The sequence below is a fragment of the Burkholderia sp. LA-2-3-30-S1-D2 genome, from assembly GCF_001523915.2.
GTDB lineage: Bacteria > Pseudomonadota > Gammaproteobacteria > Burkholderiales > Burkholderiaceae > Burkholderia > Burkholderia diffusa.
The window spans coordinates 1,977,404-1,997,791 of sequence record NZ_CP013384.1; the positions used below are offsets into that span (position 1 = coordinate 1,977,404).

The 20,388-nt window shown below is 66.1% G+C and carries 17 protein-coding genes and 1 tRNA gene; 11 read left to right on the forward strand and 7 right to left on the reverse strand.

The window, feature by feature from the left end; genetic code table 11:
- Positions 1-72 precede the first annotated feature (72 nt).
- The 6 genes from WS66_RS22080 to WS66_RS22105 all read left to right on the forward strand — a co-directional run bounded on the left by WS66_RS22080 (position 73) and on the right by WS66_RS22105 (position 6,502).
- Positions 73-159, forward strand: a tRNA-Leu gene (locus WS66_RS22080).
- A 339-nt stretch (positions 160-498) separates the two neighbouring features.
- Positions 499-1,746, forward strand: a complete 1,248-nt coding sequence (locus WS66_RS22085; protein ID WP_059608591.1) for an ROK family protein — start codon at positions 499-501, stop codon at positions 1,744-1,746.
- Complete coding sequence (locus WS66_RS22090) at positions 1,733-3,286, forward strand: sugar ABC transporter ATP-binding protein (RefSeq protein ID WP_059608523.1); 1,554 nt, start codon at positions 1,733-1,735, stop codon at positions 3,284-3,286. Before WS66_RS22085 ends, WS66_RS22090 begins: the two co-directional genes overlap by 14 nt.
- Positions 3,287-3,326: 40 nt before the next feature.
- Complete coding sequence (locus tag WS66_RS22095; RefSeq protein WP_059608524.1) at positions 3,327-4,364, forward strand: ABC transporter permease subunit; 1,038 nt, start codon at positions 3,327-3,329, stop codon at positions 4,362-4,364.
- A 114-nt stretch (positions 4,365-4,478) separates the two neighbouring features.
- A complete protein-coding gene (locus tag WS66_RS22100; protein ID WP_059608525.1) occupies positions 4,479-5,423 on the forward strand; it encodes an ABC transporter substrate-binding protein in 945 nt (314 codons plus the stop codon).
- A gap of 128 nt (positions 5,424-5,551) precedes the next feature.
- Complete coding sequence (locus tag WS66_RS22105) at positions 5,552-6,502, forward strand: carbohydrate kinase family protein (protein ID WP_059608526.1); 951 nt, start codon at positions 5,552-5,554, stop codon at positions 6,500-6,502.
- A gap of 42 nt (positions 6,503-6,544) precedes the next feature.
- On the opposite strand, the gene WS66_RS22110 is transcribed toward WS66_RS22105, so the two are convergent.
- The 3 genes from WS66_RS22110 to WS66_RS22120 all read right to left on the reverse strand — a co-directional run bounded on the left by WS66_RS22110 (position 6,545) and on the right by WS66_RS22120 (position 9,590).
- The gene (locus tag WS66_RS22110; RefSeq protein ID WP_059608527.1) at positions 6,545-8,281 is read right to left on the reverse strand and encodes a SulP family inorganic anion transporter; all 1,737 of its coding nucleotides are present in this window, start codon (positions 8,279-8,281) and stop codon (positions 6,545-6,547) included.
- A 24-nt stretch (positions 8,282-8,305) separates the two neighbouring features.
- Entirely contained in the window at positions 8,306-8,932 is a 627-nt protein-coding gene (locus tag WS66_RS22115; protein WP_059608528.1) for a ParB-like protein, read from the reverse strand.
- 115 nt (positions 8,933-9,047) lie between these two features.
- A complete protein-coding gene (locus WS66_RS22120) occupies positions 9,048-9,590 on the reverse strand; it encodes a GNAT family N-acetyltransferase (RefSeq protein ID WP_059608529.1) in 543 nt (180 codons plus the stop codon).
- Positions 9,591-9,871: 281 nt separating this feature from the next.
- Here WS66_RS22120 and WS66_RS22125 point away from each other — a divergent pair, with 281 nt between their 5' ends.
- From WS66_RS22125 to WS66_RS22140, 4 genes are all read left to right on the forward strand, one after another.
- Complete coding sequence (locus WS66_RS22125) at positions 9,872-11,092, forward strand: MFS transporter (protein WP_059608530.1); 1,221 nt, start codon at positions 9,872-9,874, stop codon at positions 11,090-11,092.
- 216 nt (positions 11,093-11,308) lie between these two features.
- Positions 11,309-12,127: a TetR/AcrR family transcriptional regulator gene (locus WS66_RS22130; RefSeq protein ID WP_059608531.1), complete on the forward strand. Its 819-nt coding sequence runs from the start codon at positions 11,309-11,311 to the stop codon at positions 12,125-12,127.
- A 232-nt stretch (positions 12,128-12,359) separates the two neighbouring features.
- Positions 12,360-14,114: an AMP-binding protein gene (locus WS66_RS22135; RefSeq protein WP_059608532.1), complete on the forward strand. Its 1,755-nt coding sequence runs from the start codon at positions 12,360-12,362 to the stop codon at positions 14,112-14,114.
- Positions 14,115-14,143: 29 nt separating this feature from the next.
- Positions 14,144-15,058: a DUF1571 domain-containing protein gene (locus WS66_RS22140; RefSeq protein ID WP_059608533.1), complete on the forward strand. Its 915-nt coding sequence runs from the start codon at positions 14,144-14,146 to the stop codon at positions 15,056-15,058.
- 27 nt (positions 15,059-15,085) lie between these two features.
- On the opposite strand, the gene WS66_RS22145 is transcribed toward WS66_RS22140, so the two are convergent.
- Complete coding sequence (locus WS66_RS22145) at positions 15,086-15,367, reverse strand: hypothetical protein (protein WP_059608534.1); 282 nt, start codon at positions 15,365-15,367, stop codon at positions 15,086-15,088.
- A 293-nt stretch (positions 15,368-15,660) separates the two neighbouring features.
- Between WS66_RS22145 and hfq the strand changes: the two genes are divergently transcribed.
- Positions 15,661-16,260, forward strand: coding sequence for an RNA chaperone Hfq (hfq, locus tag WS66_RS22150; RefSeq protein WP_059608535.1), 600 nt, complete (start codon positions 15,661-15,663; stop codon positions 16,258-16,260).
- Positions 16,261-16,343: 83 nt separating this feature from the next.
- Here the strand turns inward: hfq and WS66_RS22155 are convergent, their stop codons facing one another.
- From WS66_RS22155 to WS66_RS22165, 3 genes are read right to left on the reverse strand one after another with little or no spacing between them, the layout of a single operon-like run.
- Positions 16,344-17,051, reverse strand: coding sequence for a DUF2968 domain-containing protein (locus WS66_RS22155; RefSeq protein ID WP_059608536.1), 708 nt, complete (start codon positions 17,049-17,051; stop codon positions 16,344-16,346).
- 55 nt (positions 17,052-17,106) lie between these two features.
- Positions 17,107-18,498 carry a sigma 54-interacting transcriptional regulator gene (locus tag WS66_RS22160; RefSeq protein WP_059608537.1) on the reverse strand — a complete coding sequence of 464 codons (1,392 nt, stop codon included), beginning with the start codon at positions 18,496-18,498 and terminating at the stop codon, positions 17,107-17,109.
- Positions 18,499-18,515: 17 nt separating this feature from the next.
- Entirely contained in the window at positions 18,516-20,381 is a 1,866-nt protein-coding gene (locus WS66_RS22165) for a TadG family pilus assembly protein (RefSeq protein WP_082729103.1), read from the reverse strand.
- Positions 20,382-20,388 lie beyond the last annotated feature (7 nt).

The window sequence follows — 20,388 nt, forward strand, 5'->3', positions numbered from 1 at the left end:
ACAAAAATCTGTTGACACGCCCTTCGGGCACGCTATAATTGCGGTCTTTCGCGATGCAGCAAAGCGAAACGTGCCCAGGTGGCGGAATTGGTAGACGCACTAGGTTCAGGTCCTAGCGGTGGCAACATCGTGGAGGTTCGAGTCCTCTCCTGGGCACCATCTGTTTTTGAAAAGGTCGGCTTTATGCCGGCCTTTTTTCATTTCCGACTCCGGAATCACTGCGGGCGCCCTTGCGGATACACCGCAGCCGCAGCGCGACTCGCACCAGCCCGCCGATCCGAACCGAGTGCCGGGCGGGTTCCACGCCGGCCCTCCCGCACGCGGATCGCCTCACTCCGGTGATTCGCTCCGCCCTTGCCTCCTCCCCGCCACGTCCATCGTCGCCCCAGAACGAAACCGGGATTTCCCTAGGCTGACACGCCGCCGCTCACGCGGTTAAATAAATCAACGTGATTTATTTAATGCGTCGCAACCGACGCGCCCATGGAAGGAGACGCCATGAGAAGCCCGCACATCGGCCAGGGAAGCAACTCGGCCAACGTGCGCCGTTACAACGAGCGCCTGCTGTTGAAGACGCTGCGCCGTGCGGGTAGCGCGTCGAAGGCCGACCTCGCCCGTCTCGCGAACATGACGGGCACGGCGGTCGGCAGCATCATCGCGTCGCTCGCCGATGCAAAGCTGATCGCATTCGCCGGCCGCACCGAAGGCCAGCGCGGCCAGCCGGCCTCGCTGATCCGCCTCGATCCGCGCGGGGCGTTCGGCATCGGCGTCCATCTCGACCGGATGCGCATCGAGACGGCGCTCGTCAATTTCGCGGGCGACGTGCTCGGCCGCCGCTCCCATGACACGCTGCTCCCCCCGCCGGCCGACGTGCTCGAAATCGTGCGGCACGACATCGATGCGATGCAGGATCTGCTCCCCGCGCATGAGCGCGCGCGCCTGACGGGCGTCGGCGTCGCGCAGCCGTATAACCTCGGCGCATGGATGCGCGAGCTCGGCCTCGCGCCCGACACGTTCCGCGCATGGGAAGACGTCGACTTCGCGAGCGACCTCGGGCGCACGCTGTCGCTGCCCGTGTTCGGCGAAAACGACGGCAACGCGGCCGCGATCGCCGAACTGTTCTACGGGTACGGCCGGCAGTGCGACGACTTCGTGTACCTGTTCATCGGTCCCGCGATCGGCGGCGGCATCGCGATCGACGGAGACTGCCTGCGCGGCGTGACCGGCAATGCCGGCGACATCGCCGTGATTCCTGTGCCGCCGAGCCGGCTGGCCTCCGCGCCGCCGCCTCGCGGCCCGTGGGACATCCTCCTCGCCCGCGCATCGCTGCATGCGCTCGTACGCCACCTGCGCCATCACGGCGAGACGGTCGAGAACCGCGCCGACCTCGAGGCCTGCATCGCGCGCGGCCTGCCGGCGGTCGACGAATGGATCGACGACTGCGTCGACGCACTCGCCCCGGCATTGCGCGCGGTGCTGTGCGTCGTCGATGCGCCGGTGGTCGTGCTCGATGCCGATACCGACGCGGGCCTGCTCGATGCGCTGATGACCCGCCTGCGCGCGGCGCTCGTCGCCACCGCGCCGGAAGCGCGCGGCACGCCGACGCTCGTGCGCGGCACGTTCGGCGCCGACGCCGGTGCGATCGGCGCCGCGACGCTGCCGATGTTCTTCAACTTCTCCCCGCGGGCCGGCATCCTCAAGGGCGCCCGCACCGAATCGCAGGAGGTCAACCATGTCGCATTCTGAGTCGCCCCGGCCGCTGCTCGAGATGCGCCGGATCAGCAAGACGTTCCCGGCCGTGCGCGCGCTCGACAACGTCAGCCTGACCGTCTATCCGGGCGAGATCCACGCCCTGATGGGCGAGAACGGCGCGGGCAAATCGACGCTGATGAAGATCCTGTCGGGTGCGTACCGCGCCGACGCCGGCGGCGAAATCCTGATCGACGGCGAGCGCATCGACGTCGACGGCCCGCTCGCCGCGCGCGATGCGGGCGTCGCGGTGATCTACCAGGAGCTTTGCCTCGCGCCGAACCTGACCGTGGCGGAAAACATCTACGTCGGCCGCGAACTGCGGCGCGGCAACCGGCGCTGGGGCACCATCGACCGCGCGGCGATGGCGCGCGGCTGCCAGGACGTGCTCACGCGTCTCGGCGCCCCGTTCGGGCCCGACACGCTCGTCGGCACGCTGTCGATCGCCGAGCAGCAACTCGTCGAGATCGCGCGCGCCGTGCACACCCGCGCCCGCATCCTCGTGATGGACGAACCGACGACACCGCTCTCATCGCGCGAGACCGAGCACCTGTTCGGCCTGATCCGCCAACTGCGCGAGGAAGGTCTCGCAATCATCTACATCAGCCACCGGATGGCCGAGATCTACGAGCTGTCCGACCGCGTGTCGGTGCTGCGCGACGGATCGTACGTCGGCACGCTCGAGCGCGAATCGCTGTCGGCCGAACGGCTCGTCGCGATGATGGTGGGGCGCGACATCTCCGGCTTCTACAAGAAGGAACATGCGCCGTACGACCCCGGCCATCTGCTGCTGTCGGTACGCGACATTGCCGACGGCGACCGCGTGCGCGGCTGCAGCCTCGACCTGCATGCGGGCGAGGTGCTCGGCATCGCCGGGCTCGTCGGCGCGGGCCGCACCGAGCTCGCGCGGCTGATCTTCGGCGCGGAACCCCGCACGCGCGGCGACGTGAAGCTGGGCGATCGTACGTTCGGCGCACATTCGCCACGCGACGCGATCGACGCGGGCCTCGTCTACCTGACGGAGGACCGCAAGCGCCAGGGCCTGTTCCTGGACATGAGCGTGCGCGACAACATCAACATCTCCGTCTGCAACCGCGACGCGCGGCTCGGTGCGCTCGATCTCGCACGCGGCGCCCAACGCGCGCGCGACGCGATCGCCTCGCTGTCGATCCGCGTGCCGAACGCGAACGTAAACGTCGGCGCGCTGTCGGGCGGCAACCAGCAGAAAGTGCTGCTGTCGCGCCTGCTCGAGACGAAGCCGCGCGTGCTGATTCTCGACGAACCGACCCGCGGCGTCGACATCGGCGCGAAATCCGAGATCTACCGGATCATCAACGAACTGGCCCGTGCGGGCGTCGGCGTGATCGTGATCTCGAGCGAGCTGCCGGAAATCATCGGCGTCGCCGATCGCGTGCTCGTGATGCGCGAAGGCGAGATCGCCGGCCAACTCGGCGGCCACATGCACACACCCATCACGCAGGAGGCGATCATCGCGCTCGCCACCGGCTCGCAGGCCGAACTCGCCGACGCGCACTGACCACGGCCCCTTCATCTCCCTCTTACGTCCAGGTACCGACATGATCAACCCGACCAAGCAGCGGAACCTCGCTTCCGCGACGGCCCATCCGGTGGCCAACCGTACGCCCCTGATGCGCGGCGCCGATCATCGCGCGCGCGTGCAATCGCTGATGCGCACCGCCGGCATGCTGCCGGTGCTGCTGGTTCTGTGCATCGGCTTCGGATTCCTGACCGACGGCTTCTTCACGCTGCAGAACCTGTCGATCGTCACGCAACAGGCCTCGATCAACATCGTGCTCGCCGCCGGCATGACCTTCGTGATCCTGACGGGCGGCATCGACCTGTCGGTCGGCTCGGTGCTCGCCGCATCGGCCGTCGCCGCGCTGCTCGCGTCGACCATTCCCGGCTGGGGCTGGCTCGGCGTGCCGATCGCGCTCGCCGTCGGCCTCGTGTTCGGCGCGATCAACGGCGGCCTGATCTCGTTCCTGCGTCTGCCGCCGTTCATCGTCACGCTCGGCGCGATGACGGCCGTGCGCGGCGTCGCCCGCCTGATCGGCAACGATACGACCGTCTTCAACCCGCAACTGCCGTTCGCGTTCATCGGCAACGGCACGATCCTCGGCGTGCCGTGGCTCGTCGTGATCGCGTGCGCGGTGATCGCGCTGTCCTGGTTCATCCTGCGCCGCACGGTGCTCGGGATGCGGATCTATTCGGTCGGCGGCAACCCGGAAGCCGCACGCCTGTCGGGCATCAACGTGCGGGCGATCCAGCTGTTCGTGTATGCCGCGTCGGGTCTGCTCGCGGGCCTCGGCGCGGTGATGTCGGCCGCGCGGCTTTATGCCGCCAACGGCCTGCAACTCGGCCAGTCGTACGAACTCGATGCGATTGCCGCGGTGATCCTCGGCGGCACGAGCTTCGTCGGCGGCGTCGGCTCGATCGTCGGCACGCTGATCGGTGCGCTGATCATCGCGGTGCTGACCAACGGTCTCGTGCTGCTCGGCGTGTCCGACATCTGGCAATACATCATCAAGGGGCTCGTGATCATCGGCGCCGTCGCGCTCGACCGCTATCGCCAGCGCGATTCGGCCCGCACCTGACACGCATTCCTCACCGCGCATTCCTCACCGCGCATTTCTCATCATTCAACCATCAGGGCGCAGGCAGGTCCTCCTGCGCCCGTCCGCCAACGGACCTTCCGGAGACACAACGACATGTTCAAGCACAAAGCCGCCCTGACCGCCGTCGCCTGCGCGCTCGCCTTCGGCGCCGCCACCGCCCACGCAGCCGACAAGCCGCTGAAATCGATCGGCGTCACGGTCGGGTCGCTCGGCAACCCGTATTTCGTGACGATCGTGAAGGGTGCCGAAGCACGCGCCAAACAGCTCAACCCGAACGCGAAGGTCACCGCGGTTTCTGCCGACTACGACCTGAACAAGCAATTCACGCAGATCGACAACTTCATCTCCGCGCACGTCGACATCATCCTGCTCAACGCGACTGATCCGAAGGCGATCGAGCCGGCGGTGAAGAAGGCGCAGGCGGCCGGCATCACGGTCGTCGCGGTCGACGTCGCGGCTGCCGGCGCGAACGCGACCGTGCAGACCAACAACGTGAAGGCCGGTGAGCTGGCGTGCGACTACCTCGCGAAGAAACTCGGCGGCAAGGGGAACGTAATCATCGAGAACGGCCCGCAGGTATCGGCCGTGATCGATCGCGTGAACGGCTGCAAGGCCGTGCTCGCGAAAAACCCGGGCATCAAGCTGCTGTCGAGCGACCAGGACGGCAAAGGCTCGCGCGAAGGCGGGATGAACGCGATGCAGGGCTACCTGACGCGCTTTCCGAAGCTCGACGGCGTGTTCACGATCAACGACCCGCAGGCGATCGGCAGCGATCTCGCGGCGAAGCAGCTGAATCGCCCGAACATCGTGATCACGTCGGTCGACGGCGCGCCGGACATCGAGGTGGCGCTGAAGTCCAACACGCTCGTGCAGGCGTCGTCGAGCCAGGACCCATGGGCGATGGCGCAGCAGGCCGTCAACGTCGGCTACGGGATCATGAACGGCCAGAAGCCGGCCAACCCGATGATCCTGATCGAGCCGACGCTCGTCACGCGCGACAACGTGAAGGGCTACAAGGGCTGGAGCAGCCCGCGCTGATCGCGCGACACCAACCGCGATCCCCGACGGTGCCGGGCCGCCTCGCCGCGCGCGGCGCCCGGCCCTGCCCGTTCCCTCGCCTCAACCGCTGCACCGCCGCGCGACACGCCACGGCACGAGATTTCGACATGACGACGACGTTCCCCCGCCTGATCGTATTCGGCGAAGCACTGACCGATTTCATCCGCGACGATGCGCAGCACTGGCGCAGCGTCGCCGGCGGCTCGTGCTGGAACGTGGCGCGCGTCGGCGCGCGGCTCGGCGTGCCGACCGCGTTCGCCGGCACGGTCAGCCGCGATATCTTCGGCGACGAACTGATGCGCAAAAGCGCCGACGCCGGGCTCGACCCGCGCTTCATCCGGCAGGTCGATCGCGCGCCGCTGCTCGCGATGGTCGTGTCGAAACAGCCGCCCGACTATTTCTTCATCGGCGAAAACAGCGCCGATCTCGCGTTCGATCCGGCCGACTTGCCCGACGGCGCGCTCGACGCGGCCGAGATCGTGCACGTCGGCTCGCTCGGCGTCGTGCGCGAGCCGCTTGCGTCGCGCCTGATCGAAGTCGTGCAGGCTGCACGCGCCGCCGGCAGACGAATCTCGTTCGATCCGAACTATCGCGCACCGATGGCCGCGCCGTCGTATCGCGACATACTGCGCCGGCTGGCAAGTCTCGCCGACTGGATCAAGGTCTCCGACGAAGATCTGCGCGGCCTGTTCCCCGAACTCGATGAAGCCGCCGCGCTCGCGCAATTGCGCGCGTGGGCCCCCGATGCGAGCCTGCTCGTCACGCGCGGCGCGGCCGGCATGCAGCTTCTGCATCGCGATACTGCACTGTTCCAGCCGGCGTTCGCGACCGAGATCGTCGATACCGTCGGCTGCGGCGACGCCAGCATCGGTGGCTGGCTCGCCAGCCAGCTCGTGCACCCCGGCGCATCGGCCGCCGATCATCTGCGCTACGCGGCAGCCTGCGCGGCAGTCGCCTGTGCGCATGCGGGCGCGTATGCGCCCACCGCTGCCGAGGTGGCAAAGGTCATCGCGAATCCGGCGACCGCCGAATCGGCCGACGCCGCGCTATCGCACTAGGCGGCGCCGGAACGCGCTGGACGGCGCGTTCGCCTCGCATCGTCACGCAAAGCCCTGCGCGCCCTTCCCACCATTGCCGCCATTTCCGCGCGCCTGCAGCAATTGCAGGCTCTCGTCGACACTCAGTTCGGACATCGCGTCGTCGCGCAGCGTCTCGTCGGCCGCACGGCGCAGCGCATGCAGCGCGTGCTCCTTGAGCCGCACGATCGCGAACTGCAGCCCGCGGGCCGCGCATTCGGCCGCGAACGTGCGCAACGACTCGATCGTCGTGCCGTCCACGTCAGGCGTTTCCTCGAGACTCAGCAGCACGGTACGCGCATCGGGCGCGGCCTTCATCAGCACACGCACGCGATTGAGCATCCGGTCCGCGTTCGCGAAGAATAGCTGCGCCTCGGGCCGCACGATCAGCACACCGGGTACCGGCTTCGCATCGGCGTGATTCGCGACGTCGACAAAGTCGTGCCCGTCGCGCAGGCGGCCGAGCACGCTCACGTTCGGCTCCGACAACTTGCGCAACGTCAGCAGCAGGTTCACGCCGATGGCTGCGAGCAGTCCGTGCAGCACGCCGAGCACGAGCACCGCGAGCAGCGCGGCGATCACGACGAGCCGGTCGCGATGCCAGACCCAGTACGGCCGGAACACCGACGGATGCAGCGAGTGGCTGACCGCGAAGATCACGATTGCCGCGAGCACGGGCTCCGGCGTGCGCGCAAGCTGCGGCAGCAGCAGCCACACGATCAGCGCGACCACGCCGGCCGCCCACAAGCCCGCGAAACGCGACCGCGCACCGGCCGCCTCGTTCGCGGACGTCGCCGAATAGCCGGCGCCGACCGGCATCCCGTGCAGCAGCCCCGACACGAGGTTCGCGCAGCCGAGCGCGACGAGGTCGCGGTTCGCCGACACGCTGTCACCGTGCTTCAGCGCGAAGTTGCGAATCGATCCGTACGACTCCGCATACAGGATCAGCATCAGCGCGAAAGCAAGTTCGACCGTCTGCATCCATGCATTGCGGTCGAGATGCGGCAGCCCGAATTCGATGTGGCGGAAATCGATGTGCCCGACGATCGCGATCCCGTAGTGCTGCCAGTCGACCATATACCCGGCCGCGATCGACAGCACGATCACGACCAGTGTCGCGGGCACGCGCGAGCGCCGGCCGAGCACGAACAGCAACGCGAGCGCGGTCGTGCCGAGCGCGACGCTCGCGAGGTTCGCGTGCGATGCGCCGGTGACGAGCTCGAGCGCGGCATGCGGCGCGTCACCGTGCTGCACGGAGATCGCGAGAATCTTCGGCAGTTGCTTGATGACGATCGTCAGCGCCAGGCCGAACGCGAAACCGCGCAAGACCGGACGCGCGACGAAATCCGACATGCCGCCCAGTCGCGCGGCGCCCGCCAGGATGAACAGCACACCCGTCATCGTGACGAGCGCGGCCGCCAGCGCGAGCTGCGCGGCAAGCGCCATCCCGGACTCGGCCAGCACGGTCGCGGCGAGCACGGCCGCCGACGACGACGTCGACGACACGATCGCAAAGCGACTGCTGCCGGTCAGCGCATAGACGACGAGGCCCGACAGCAGTGCGATGAGGCCGGCTTGCGGGGGCAGGTTGGCGAGCCCCGCGTACGCGACCGCCTCGGGAATCAGCAGCCCGGCGATCGACAGGCCGGCCAGCGCATCGAGACCGATGCGCTGCGTGGCCGACGGCGTTGCCGCATCGAGTGCAGCGAAATGCCCGGGATGCTGCGGGCCGGCATCCGGATGGGGGGGGACGGTCGTCATGAAGTGGCAGGCGCCGGGCGCGTATCAGGGTTTGACGGCGATGACACCCGACCAGCCGGGCAGATAGCGGGCGTCTTGCTCATGCGCACGGCGCAGCGAGAGGTCGAGCGCCTTCGAGAAGCTCTTGCGGATCTGGTCGAGCGTCACGTGCTGGCGCAGGTAGTCGGCCCACAGGAATTCGCTGAACGGCGTCGCATCCTTCGCGTAGCCGCCGGCCGTGCGCAGCTCGCCCGCAAGGCTCCGGTACGGATCGTCCTCGAGCCCCGTCAGCGCCTTCGGCAGATGTGCGTATTCGCGACGCGAACCATCCGCGCCGAACGGATGGACCCACTGGTTGTGTTCCATCATCCGCCAGAAGATCGTGTTGTCGAGCCAGGACAGATCCTTCAGCAGCATCGCGTTCACACGCGTCTCCCCTTCCTCGATCAGCGCGAGGCCGAGGTGGTGATGGTCGGTGATGTAGTGCAGCCCGTCCGGGCCGAGGACGGTCGGAAACCAGTGCGACTCGATCGCGGCCTTGCGTGCGCGCTTGTCGAGCGTCTTCCAGTGCTTGCGCTTCGCTTTCACTTCGCGATAGCCGACCGTCATTTGCGTCGGACGCAGTGCGTCGAGCCGGACGGGAATGAGATGAACGTCGTTGCCGAGTGCCATGATCGTACCCCATGTTACGAATTTCCGGCAACGATACTCCGGATCTTGCGAGCCGTTAATACGTCGCGGCCTCGATACGCATGCGCTTGACCATCTCTGACAACGGAGCGCACCACTATGCACGCAGGTCGTCGCGCTCGAGACGATGACGAACGTAGGGAATTCCGTCATGAACGACGCTCACGCGCCGCATCCCGAGCTTGCGTGCGACGTTCAGCGAACCCGTGTTCGCCTCGGCAATGTCGGCGATCACGCGCGGCAGCCGCACGGTGTCGAACGCATGACGCACGACGGCCGTGGCGGCCTCGCATGCGATGCCGCGCCCCCACGCCGCGCGCACGAGTCGCCAGCCGATCTCGACGTCGCGCGCGCCGCCCGCATAGTCGGGAATCAACAGGATCCATCCGATAAACGCGTCGGGCGCGGCCTTCTCGAAGATCGACCAGTAGCCGAGGCCGGGCGGATACGCGCGTGTGATCCGGTGCGTGACGAAGCGGCGATGTTCGTCCGGGTCGTGCCACGGGCCCGAGATGTAGCGCGTGACCTCCGGATCGCGATCCATCTCGATGCTCGCGTCGAGATCTGCCAGCACGCGCGCGCGCAGCCACAGCCGCCCGGTCTCCAGGACGGGCAATGCGGCAACGGAGGGTTGGGTCATCGGGACTCCTGATTCGGTGGCGATGCGCATCGCGCACCTTACATAACTGATACAAAAAGCCTTCCGGCATGATACAGACGCCTGTCGCCTGTCTCGTGCACGTTCATTTCCGTTTTCTCAACAACCCATTTCATAGGGATTATTCCCGATTCGCGGTTATCGCACCCCACATCGTAAGGTGCCGCGGCCTACACTCGATAGATGCCCCCGCACCGCGCGCAAGCCGGGCCGGCATCCGCCTGCGGATCGTAAGCGCGCAAGCCTACGAGGAGACCTCGGACATGAGCTGGACCCGCGAACAACGCAACGTCACGATCGCCGCCTACCTGGGCTGGACACTCGACGCATTCGATTTTTTCCTGATGGTCTTCGTGCTGAAGGACATCGCCACCGAATTCGCGTCGACGATCCCCGCCGTCGCGTTTGCGCTGACACTCACGCTCGCGATGCGCCCGATCGGCGCGCTGATCTTCGGCCGGCTCGCCGACCGCTTCGGCCGCCGTCCGACACTGATGGTCAACATCGCGTGCTATTCGCTGCTCGAACTCGCGTCGGGCTTCGCGCCGAGCCTCGCCGCGCTGCTGGTGCTGCGCGCGCTGTTCGGCATCGCGATGGGCGGTGAATGGGGCGTCGGCTCCGCGCTGACGATGGAAACCGTGCCGACCCACGCGCGCGGCTTCGTGTCGGGCTTGCTGCAGGCTGGCTATCCGAGCGGCTACCTGCTCGCGTCTGTCGTGTTCGGCCTCTTCTACCAGTACATCGGCTGGCGCGGCATGTTCATGGTCGGCGTGCTGCCCGCGCTGCTCGTGCTGTATGTGCGCACGCACGTGCCCGAATCGCCGGCCTGGAAGCAGATGGAAAAACGTGCGCGGCCGAGTCTCGTAACCACGATCCAGCAGAACTGGAAACTCACGATCTACGCGATCGTGCTGATGACCGCGTTCAACTTCTTCTCGCACGGCACGCAGGACCTCTACCCCACCTTCCTGCGCGAACAGCATCACTTCGATCCGCATACCGTGTCGTGGATCACGATCGTGCTGAACATCGGCGCGATCGTCGGCGGCCTGTCGTTCGGCGCGATCTCGGAGAAGATCGGCCGCCGTCGCGCGATCTTCATCGCCGCGCTGATCGCGCTGCCGATTCTGCCGCTGTGGGCGTTCTCGAGCGGCCCGGTCGCGCTCGCCGCCGGCGCGTTCCTGATGCAGATCTCGGTACAGGGCGCGTGGGGCGTGATACCGGTTCACCTGAACGAGATCTCGCCCGACGAGATTCGCGCGACCTTCCCCGGTTTCGTCTACCAGCTCGGCAACCTGCTCGCGTCCGGCAACGCGACGATGCAGGCGTCGCTCGCGGTTTCCCAGGGCAACAACTACGGTTTCGCCCTGGCGCTCGTGGCCGGCATCGTGGCCGTCGTGATCGCCGTGCTGATCCTGTTCAGCCGTGAACGGCGCGGTATCGACATGACGCAATCGGTCAATACGCGTACCACCGTCGGGTGAGCCTGCATATTGCCGCATCGCACCATCACGCGTGCCCCGTCCCGCCGGGGCCACGCGACATACTTTCCGCATCTGCACATCGAACTAGAGGAATTTGTCCAGATTCCTCGCTTGCCCGTGCCGCCCGCGTTTTTTTATCTTAATAAAAACGGCTGTTTGAATCAGATAATCAAATCACCTGTTCGCGGCCGGGCGACCGGCATTGGGAGGCGGGACATGGCAGTCAGTCAGGAGGGGCGACCGTCGGCGGGACGGCCGTCCGGGACGCGGTCATCCGGCAATCGGCAGACCGGCGGGACGAAGGCGCGCATTCTCGATGCGGCCGAGGACCTGTTCATCGAGCACGGCTTCGAAGCGATGTCGATGCGGCAGATCACGTCGCGCGCGGCCGTGAACCTCGCCGCGGTCAACTACCACTTCGGCAGCAAGGAAGCGCTGATCCACGCGATGCTGTCGCGTCGGCTCGACCAGCTCAACCAGGAGCGCCTCGGCATCCTCGACCGCTTCGATGCGCAGCTCGGTGCGCATATCACCTGCGAACACGTGCTCGGCGCGATGTTCATTCCCGCGCTGAAGGCGTCGCGCGACCCCGACCGCGGCGGCCCCGCATTCCTGCGGCTGATCGGCCGCGCGTACACCGACCCGTCGCCGTTCGTGCGCAACTTCCTGACCGCGCACTACGCGAGCGTCGCCGGCCGCTTCTTCGACGCGTTCCAGCGCGCGCTACCGCATCTGCCGCGCACGGAGCTCGGCTGGCGGCTGCACTTCGCGATCGGTGCGCTGTCCGGCGCGCTGGCCGGTGCCGAAACCGAAAGCCTGATCGACGAATTCTCGCAAGGCCGCACGATGAACGACGTGCAGATGATCGCGCGGCTGTCCTCGCTGATCGTCGCCGCACTGAAGGCGCCGATGCCCGACAGCGCGCAGCTGTCGATCTTCGCGGCCGTGCTCGACGATGCGGGTGCGAGCGAGGCGTTCGGGCTGTCCTCGAGCGCGCCGGCTGCCGATCCGGCGACGGTGCATTCGGCGAGCTGATCGCGCCGAGCCGCTCAGGCGGCGATTCACGATTTTGGCGGCCCGGACCGGCGTTGATGCGCTGGCCCGGGCCGAACGAATGTCATGCGGCGGGAGCCAACGCTGGCTTGCGCTCGTCGACAAAAAGGCATGGCGAGAACATCGCGCTGAAGCGTCGATTCTCACCGACCGCAAAGCATGGGGTGAGCGTAGGCGCTGAAGCGCCAACTCTCACCGACAACGGAGACACATCATGTCCTCATCCGCAGCAACCGCAGCGGCCCAGCTCCCGCCGAACACCGATGGCATCTGGTACGCGTCGTATCCGCCCGGCGTGCCGCACGAGATCGACGTCACGCAATACGCATCGCTCGTGCAATTCTTCGACGAATGCACGACACGCTTCGCCGAGCGCGTCGCCTACGTGAGCGCAGGCGCATCGATGACCTACCGCACGCTCGCGCAGAAAGTCGAGGCGTTCGCGTCGTATCTGCAAAGCACCGGCGTGAAGCCGGGCGACCGCGTCGCGATCATGCTGCCGAATACGTTCCAGTACCCGGTCGCGCTGTTCGGGACGCTGAAAACCGGCGCGATCGTCGTCAACGTCAACCCGCTCTATACCGCGCGCGAACTCGCGCACCAGTTGAAGGACAGCGGCGCGCAGACGATCGTCGTGTTCGAGAACTTCGCACGCACGCTGCAGGACGCGTTGCCCGAAACGCAGGTGAAGAACATCGTCGTCACCGCGCTCGGCGACCTGCTCGCAGACGGCTTCAATGCAAAGGGGCGCCTGATCAATTTCGTGCTGAAGCACGTGAAAAAGCTCGTGCCGCCCTACACCCTGCCGCAGGCGATCCGGCTGCGCGCCGCCCTCGCGCTCGGCGCACGCGGCAAACCGCAACCGGTGAAGACGACGCGCGACGATCTCGCGTTCCTGCAATACACGGGCGGCACGACAGGCGTCGCGAAAGGCGCGATGCTCACGCACGGCAACCTGATCGCGAACCTGCTGCAGGCCAAGGCGTGGATCGCCGACCAGGTCTCGGGCGACGTCGAGACCGTGCTGACGCCACTGCCGCTCTATCACATCTATTCGCTGACGGTGAACGCGTTCATCTTCATGGGGCTCGGCGGTCGCAACATCCTGATCGCGAACCCGCGCGACATGAAGATGGTGATGAAGATCATCCGCAATGAAACGTTCACCGGAATCACCGGGATCAACACGCTGTACAACGCGTTCCTCGACAACGAGGAATTCCGCAAGCGCGACTTCTCGAAGCTCAAGCTCGCGATGGCGGGCGGCATGGCGATGCAGCGCGCGGTCGCGGAGCGCTTTCACGAGGTCACGGGGCGGCCGGTCGTCGAAGGCTACGGGCTCACCGAATGCTCGCCGATCGTCACGATGAATCCAGTGAACCTGAACGACATGGCCGCATTCAGCGGCTCGATCGGCCTGCCCGCGCCGTCGACGCTCGTGCGCTTCCGGCGCGAGGACGGCACCTGGGCCGGCATCGGCGAGCCCGGCGAGCTGTGCGTGCACGGCCCACAGGTGATGCGCGGCTACTGGCAGCGGCCCGACGAGACCGCGAAGGTGATCGACGCCGACGGCTGGCTCGGCACCGGCGACATTGGCGTGATGGACGAACGCGGCTTCATCCGCCTCATCGACCGCAAGAAGGACATGATCCTCGTCTCGGGCTTCAACGTGTATCCGAACGAGATCGAGGAAGTGCTGGTCATGCATCCGGGCATCAGCGAAGCCGCCGCGATCGGCATCCCGGACGAAGTCCAGGGCGAACGGATCAAGGTCTTCGTCGTGCGCCGCGACCCGACGCTGACGGTCGACGACGTGCTCGCGCACTGCCGCAAGAACCTGACCGGCTACAAGATGCCGAAGTTCGTCGAGTTCCGCGACGCGCTGCCGCAGACGAATGTCGGCAAGATCCTGCGCCGCGCGCTGCGCGACGAGGAACTCGCCAAGCTCAATGCCGCGAAGCGAGGCTGAACGATCCATCGCCCCGGGAGACGCTGTCGATGAACGAAGGAACGAAGCGCCGCACGCGGCACGCCGCCGCGGCCATTGTGTGCATGCTGTCGCTCGCGCAAGCCGGCCTGCATGCGCAGGAAACCGCCGCTGCCGCGAGCGCGGTCCAGGAGGACGCACTGCCGGCGGACCTGGCGAAGGTCACGCGCGAGCCGGTCGTGCAGCAGGCGCGCTGGCTGCGCACGGCCGCCCAGCGCGGCACGCTCGCACAACTTGACGACGCGACGCTCACGGCGCTGTTCAAGGCACTCGATCCGCTCACCGTGCCGCTCTATATCCGCAATGGTCCCAACGGCTATCCGTCGTACCAGTTCACGATGGTGCGCCAGGAGCGCATCAGCGGGAAATGGTCGGACACGCCCGACCGCATGCTCGTGAAGACGACCCGCGAACCGTTGCGGGTGTATGCGAAATGGCTGCCGGACGGCGCGCATGCGGGACAGGAGACGATCTACGACACGACCCGGCGCAAGGACGAGATGTACGGCCATCTCGGCGGCCTGCTCGGCAAGATTCCGCTGTGGACGGCGCTCGACGGCGCACTCGCACGCGCGCAGTCGAATCACCAGGTGAAGGATCTCGGCACCGAGTTCATCACGAACCTGTACCTGACCGAAGGGAAGAAATACCAGGAAGCCGGCGTGCAGCGGCCGACGCAGGTGGAAGCGAAGACGATCGGCGGGGTGCGCGTCGTCGCGCTCACCTATGAGACGCCGACCGGCCGCCCGCAGTTCTATGCGAAGAAGGAAACCCTCGGGCTCGACCTGCACGCGCCGTACTTCAGGACTGTCGAATCCTATGACAACGACGGCAAGATCTTCGAACGGATCATCATCGAGAAAATCGCGCCGGCGACGCTCGACGAATCCGCGTTCGACCCGAAGAATCCGGATTACGCGTTCTGATCGTCGCCGGCGCCGCGCGGGTCGCGCTCAATCGTCGTCATCGTCGTGATGCTTGTGCCAATGCCTGTGATCGTGCCTGCGCCATCTCCGGTAACCGTCGTCGTCCTCGTCGCCGTAGTAGCCGTATCCGTAACCCGGATAGGCGACCACCGCCGGCTGCGGCGCCACATAGACCGGCGCCGGTTCGGCATAGACCGGTGCGACCGGCACGCCGATGCCCACCGACAGGTCGACGTGTCCCGCCATTGCACTGCCGGAAGCGAGCAACGCCACACTCCCGATCCACACCGCCAATCCCTGCTTGTTCATGTTCCCCTTCCCGGATCCACCGGCCAGCCCGGCACGCGCGTCGAATGTAATCGCGCCCCGCGCCATCAGGTGCTACGCCGTTGCGAGAGTCGTAACGCGACGTAACGAAACGGCACTAGCCATTCGACCGAATCGCGCAAATGCACGGGAACGTCTATAGTGGGTTACGGTTCGACACAATCGCGACTGCGCACTGGTGGAACGAACAGGGTAAAATCCCGCCAAACACTTGGTGGGCGACCACGCCACACACGCACAACATATTCTCTGACGCAGGCTCCTGCCGCACCTCAATGGCCAATCCCGCAGAATCCCATCCGCAAAACGACTTCATCAATTCGGCGCGCAAGGAACGTAAGCGTGTTGAAATCTATCTCGTCAACGGCATTCGTCTGACGGGGTGTATCGAGTCGTTCGACCAGTACCTGGTGATGCTGCGCACCCCCGTGGGTCTGCAAGGCATCTACAAGCGTGCGATTTCCACGATCCAGCTCGACACGGGCGGCTCGCGCCCGGGCGGCGGCGGCCCCCGCGGCCCGCGTACCGGTGGTCGGCCGGGCGGCCGCGAAGGCGGCGGCCACAGCCCGTACGGCTCGCACGGCGGCGCCCGCGAATCGCGCGGCGAAGGCGGCGGCTACGGCTACGGCTCGCGCGAACCGCGTGAAGGTTATGGTTCCCGTGAACCGCGCGAAGGCTACGCCCCGCGCGAACCGCGCGACGGTTATGGCGCGCCGCGCGAGCCCCGCGAAGGCTATGGCGCCCCGCGCGAAAGCTACAGCACACCCCGCGACGCCGGCGACGCATCGGGCAACACGTCGCCGTCCGACACACGCGGCGGCAATGGGCCGGTGATCGTTACGCGCCGCCGGCGAATCGTGCCGGACGGCCAGTAAAACGAAAGGGCAAGCCAAATGGCTTGCCCTTTTTTCTGGTGGGTCGGCGCGGCATGTCGCCGCACCGGCCGTGCCGTGATCGCTCAGTGTGCCGTCGTCGGCAAGCCTGCGTCGGCCTCGCGCTGCAGCGAACGCACCTGCTGCTGCAATGCGCGCAATTGCGACTGAAGCTGCGCCTGTTGCGCCTGCAACGCCGCCGTCTCGGCGCGGACGCTCTTCTGGCGATCCGCGACCGTTGCCTGCTGCTCGCGTGCGATCGAGATGTCCGCCTGCAGACGCCGCGCCCGCTCCTGCGTGACTTCGATCTGCCGGTCCATCTGCGCCTTCTGCGATTCCAGCTTCGCCGCACGCAGCTCGTTGACGGCCAGCCGTTCCGCCTGACGCGAGAAATCGCGATAGATCGTTTCCGCCCGCGTCTCGTCGTAGGTCTTGATCACACGCCAGAACGCCTTCTGCTGAAACAGCGCGACGAAATAGGAACCGTCCTTCACGCTGAACAGCAGGCTCGCGCCGTAGCTGCCGTTATAGCTGGTGCGCATTTCCGTCAGCGAATGCGCCTGGATCTGGCGCTGAAGTTCGTCGACCGTGCTCTGCCCGGTCGTCTCGCCCGCCTGCGGCTGCACCGACGTCTGAACCTGCTGGTCGATCACCGGAATCGCCGCCACCGGTGCCGACGCCTGCTGTACCGCCGGCGATGCGTTGCCGGCCAACCCCTGCGCGAACGCGCCCTGCATGCCTCCCATCATGGCGAGCAACACACACGCCCGCCCCAACCCCGTCATATGGCTCATGAATTTCAATTCCCCGCCCGTGTCGTTGTAATTCAGCGCGATTTTATCTCATTAATTACTCGCTTTCGCGGGTCTCGGGCTCTTCGTCGAATATCTGATATTTGCGCATCTTTTCCCACAGGACCTTCCGGCTGATGCCGAGCTGCTGAGCCGTATCCTGGCGCCGCCAACTGTTTGCGTCGAGGGCAGCGATCACGCGGCTGCGCTCGTTCATGTCCCACTTGCTGCGGTCGACGAAGACCTCTGCCGCACTCTCCACCGGCACCGGCTGCGCCGAATTGCGCGCATGGGCGATCAGCCGCTGCAGTCGAGCGGCATCCCAGCCGCCCGTTTGCCGCACCGTCACCCCGACGCGCTCCGCAAGGTTGCGCAGTTCGCGCACGTTGCCGGGGAAATAGCTGTCCGCTACCGCGTCCGCGAGCCAGTAAGGCAGGTCAGACAACTGCGCGAGCCGCTCGTCGCCCACCACCTCCGCGACGAACGACTTGAACAGCGCGATCTTGTCGACCGCGCCCCGTTCTTCCAGCGACGGAATGCTCAGCTCGATCACCGCGAGCCGATAGTAGAGATCCGCGCGGAACAGGCCATCCTTCACGAGTTGCGGCAGCTTCTTGTTGCTGGCCGCGACGAGACGGAAATCGACCTTGATCGGCGTCGTCGCGCCGACCCGCAGCACGGTGCCGTCCTCGAGCACACGCAGCAGCTTGACCTGCTGGTACAACGGCAGGTCGCCGACTTCGTCGAGGAACAACGTGCCGCCCGCCGCCTGCTCGAAATAGCCTTTATGCGCAACAACCGCGCCGGTGAACGAGCCTTTCGCGTGCCCGAAGAACAGCGATTCGAACAGGCCATCCGGAATCGCGCCGCAGTTGACCGGAACGAATTCGCCGTTCCGGTAGCGCGAATGCTTTTCGTGAAGCAATTGCGCGATACGTTCCTTACCGACGCCGGTTTCGCCGTGCAGCAGCACGTTGGTGTCGCAGTCGGCGAACGTATCGACCTCGCGCAGCAGCGCCTGCATCGACTCCGAGTGGGCGACGAGTTCGGAAGGTTGCAGCGTATCGGCCGCATGCGCGCGCAGCTGCGTGACGAGCTTGCCGATCATCCCGCGCAGTTCCGCACAGGTGAAGTCGAGCGGCAGGATGTGCGAATAGTCGGGCGGATACTGCGACGCGTCGTGGTCGCGCGCCGCGCCGACCCAGACGACCGGCATGCCGATGTTGGCCTGCCAGTCGCGCAGGAATGCCGCGCCGGTTTCGATCATCGTCACGCTGATGATCGCGAGCGACGGCCGCAATGCGGCGCGCTCCGGCGAGATTTCCGCATTGTCGGCGCGGATCACTTCGACGTCGAAGCTCGCCATGCAACGGGCAACGCGGTCGACGATGTCCGCCTTGCCTTCCCAGACGTACAGGTCGAGTTCTGCGATTGCGGAAGTGGTTCTCATCGGGTGGTCTTGCTTCTCTAATTACTGACAGTTTGTGCAGCGCCGCAGGTCAGCGACATCTGATGCACCGTGGCGGCACCGAGCTGGACGCCCAGCAGATCCAGCAGCGGACCGATGATACCGTCCAGCGCGCTCAACAGCGGACTCAAAACGCCAGTCAGGATCCCTAGCAGATTCGGAATGAAATCCGGTGTGACCGTGACGCTAATCAGGCCGAACAGTACGTCCACTTTCGGCGTGATCGTGGCCGCATTCAGACCGGCCAGCGCGTTGCTCACGGCGGAACCCAGCGCGTTCGTGTTGGTGGTCCAGTAGTAGGATGGATCGCTTCCGCCCCGTCCGTAGAACGTGTTGGTCGCCGTGTTGCCGGCCAGATTCACCGACACGTTGGAAACGGTCGCAGAAACCTCGACGGCGCCAGCCAGCACCAGCACGTCGAGCACCTTGGCGGGTGTCGAGCAACTGTAGGTCGCCGGCAGATTGAGCAGATTGCCGCTGAGCGGCGGCTGGCCGATACAGAGATTCGCGATGCTCGGTTGTGCGCTGATCGTGGCCGAATTCGGCAAGGTCAGGCAATTGGTCGACAGCAACGTCGCGCTGCCGGCACCGAGCTGCACGTAAATCGGCAAGTACACGTTCGCGGACAACACGACCGGCAGCGGGTTCACACCAAGGTTGACGAGGAGATAGAGGCCGATCTGCGCGTTCGTCGCGACCGTGCGCCATGCGCCGGTCACGTCTTTCCCTCCCTCTCCCACCGCGATGGTCGGCGGGCTGATGACCTGCGCCTGCAACTGCACGATCGATACGGAATTCCCGTTCGACAGTGTCAGCGGCACATTGGCGCCGATCACGACGCCCGGCTTGCCGCTCTTTGAGATCTGCGCCATCGCCATTACGAGATCGAGCACGTTCACCGTCGCGTCGGCAGCCGCCTGTGCATTCGCGAGTCCGAGCGTGAGCAGCGACGTAGCACTCTGCCCAGTCAGGCTCGCGACGTTGATGTTGGTATTGCTGAGCAGGCTCAAGTTGAGAATACTGTTCAGCGCGCCGGTTGCGCTCGACTGCAGGGTGGTACCGAGTGTGGTGGTCTTCCCGACGGCCGCCACCATCGCCTTGAGCAGTGTGCCGACAGATGCCTGCGCATTGACCAGCCCGCCCATCGTCCCGTTGCCGACCGATAGCGACTGCAGTGCGACGGCGATGTCGCCCAGCTTGACGTTCGCGCACGCAAGCCCCTGATAAGACGCGAGATCGAGCGTTAACGGCGTACCGCCCTGGCCTTGCAGAAGCGCGCCCAGCAAAGCATTCACCAGACCGGGATTGCCGGTCGGCACCCCCGAGCAACCGACTCCACCAACGGCGGCCAGCGTCGCGCCGATCGAGAACGTGTCGATGTTGGTCGCCTTCGCGGTCGACGTGGCGGTCACAGTGCGCGTCGGTCCGAAGAAGAAATACGGCATCGACTTGGAAATCGTGACCCGAACCGCATTCAGCTGTGTGAGCTTGGGAATCGACGTCTTTGACGAGTAGAAACTGCTCGACGTCCCCGTGGCTGTAGGTGCCCAATAACCACAATCGGCCGACAGCGTCGTGGTCCCGCCGACGGAAAAACCGTTCGTCGACGCGTTGTTCGTGGCCACGCTCGTCACGTTCGCACACGTGTCGTCCAGTCGCTGAACTGCGGCGAGTGCCGCGAGATCGGCGACGCGCTGCATGTCGCGACGGGCCAGGAACACGTTGCCGATATCGACCGAACCGAGAATCACCATCGCCAGCAGTATCCATACGGACGCCATGACGACGACCGCGCCGCGCTGGCGCCGCGGCAAGGCATGCCTCCGTCCGGTCACACAGTTTGATGAATGGCGAGCCGCGATCATTGCCGCC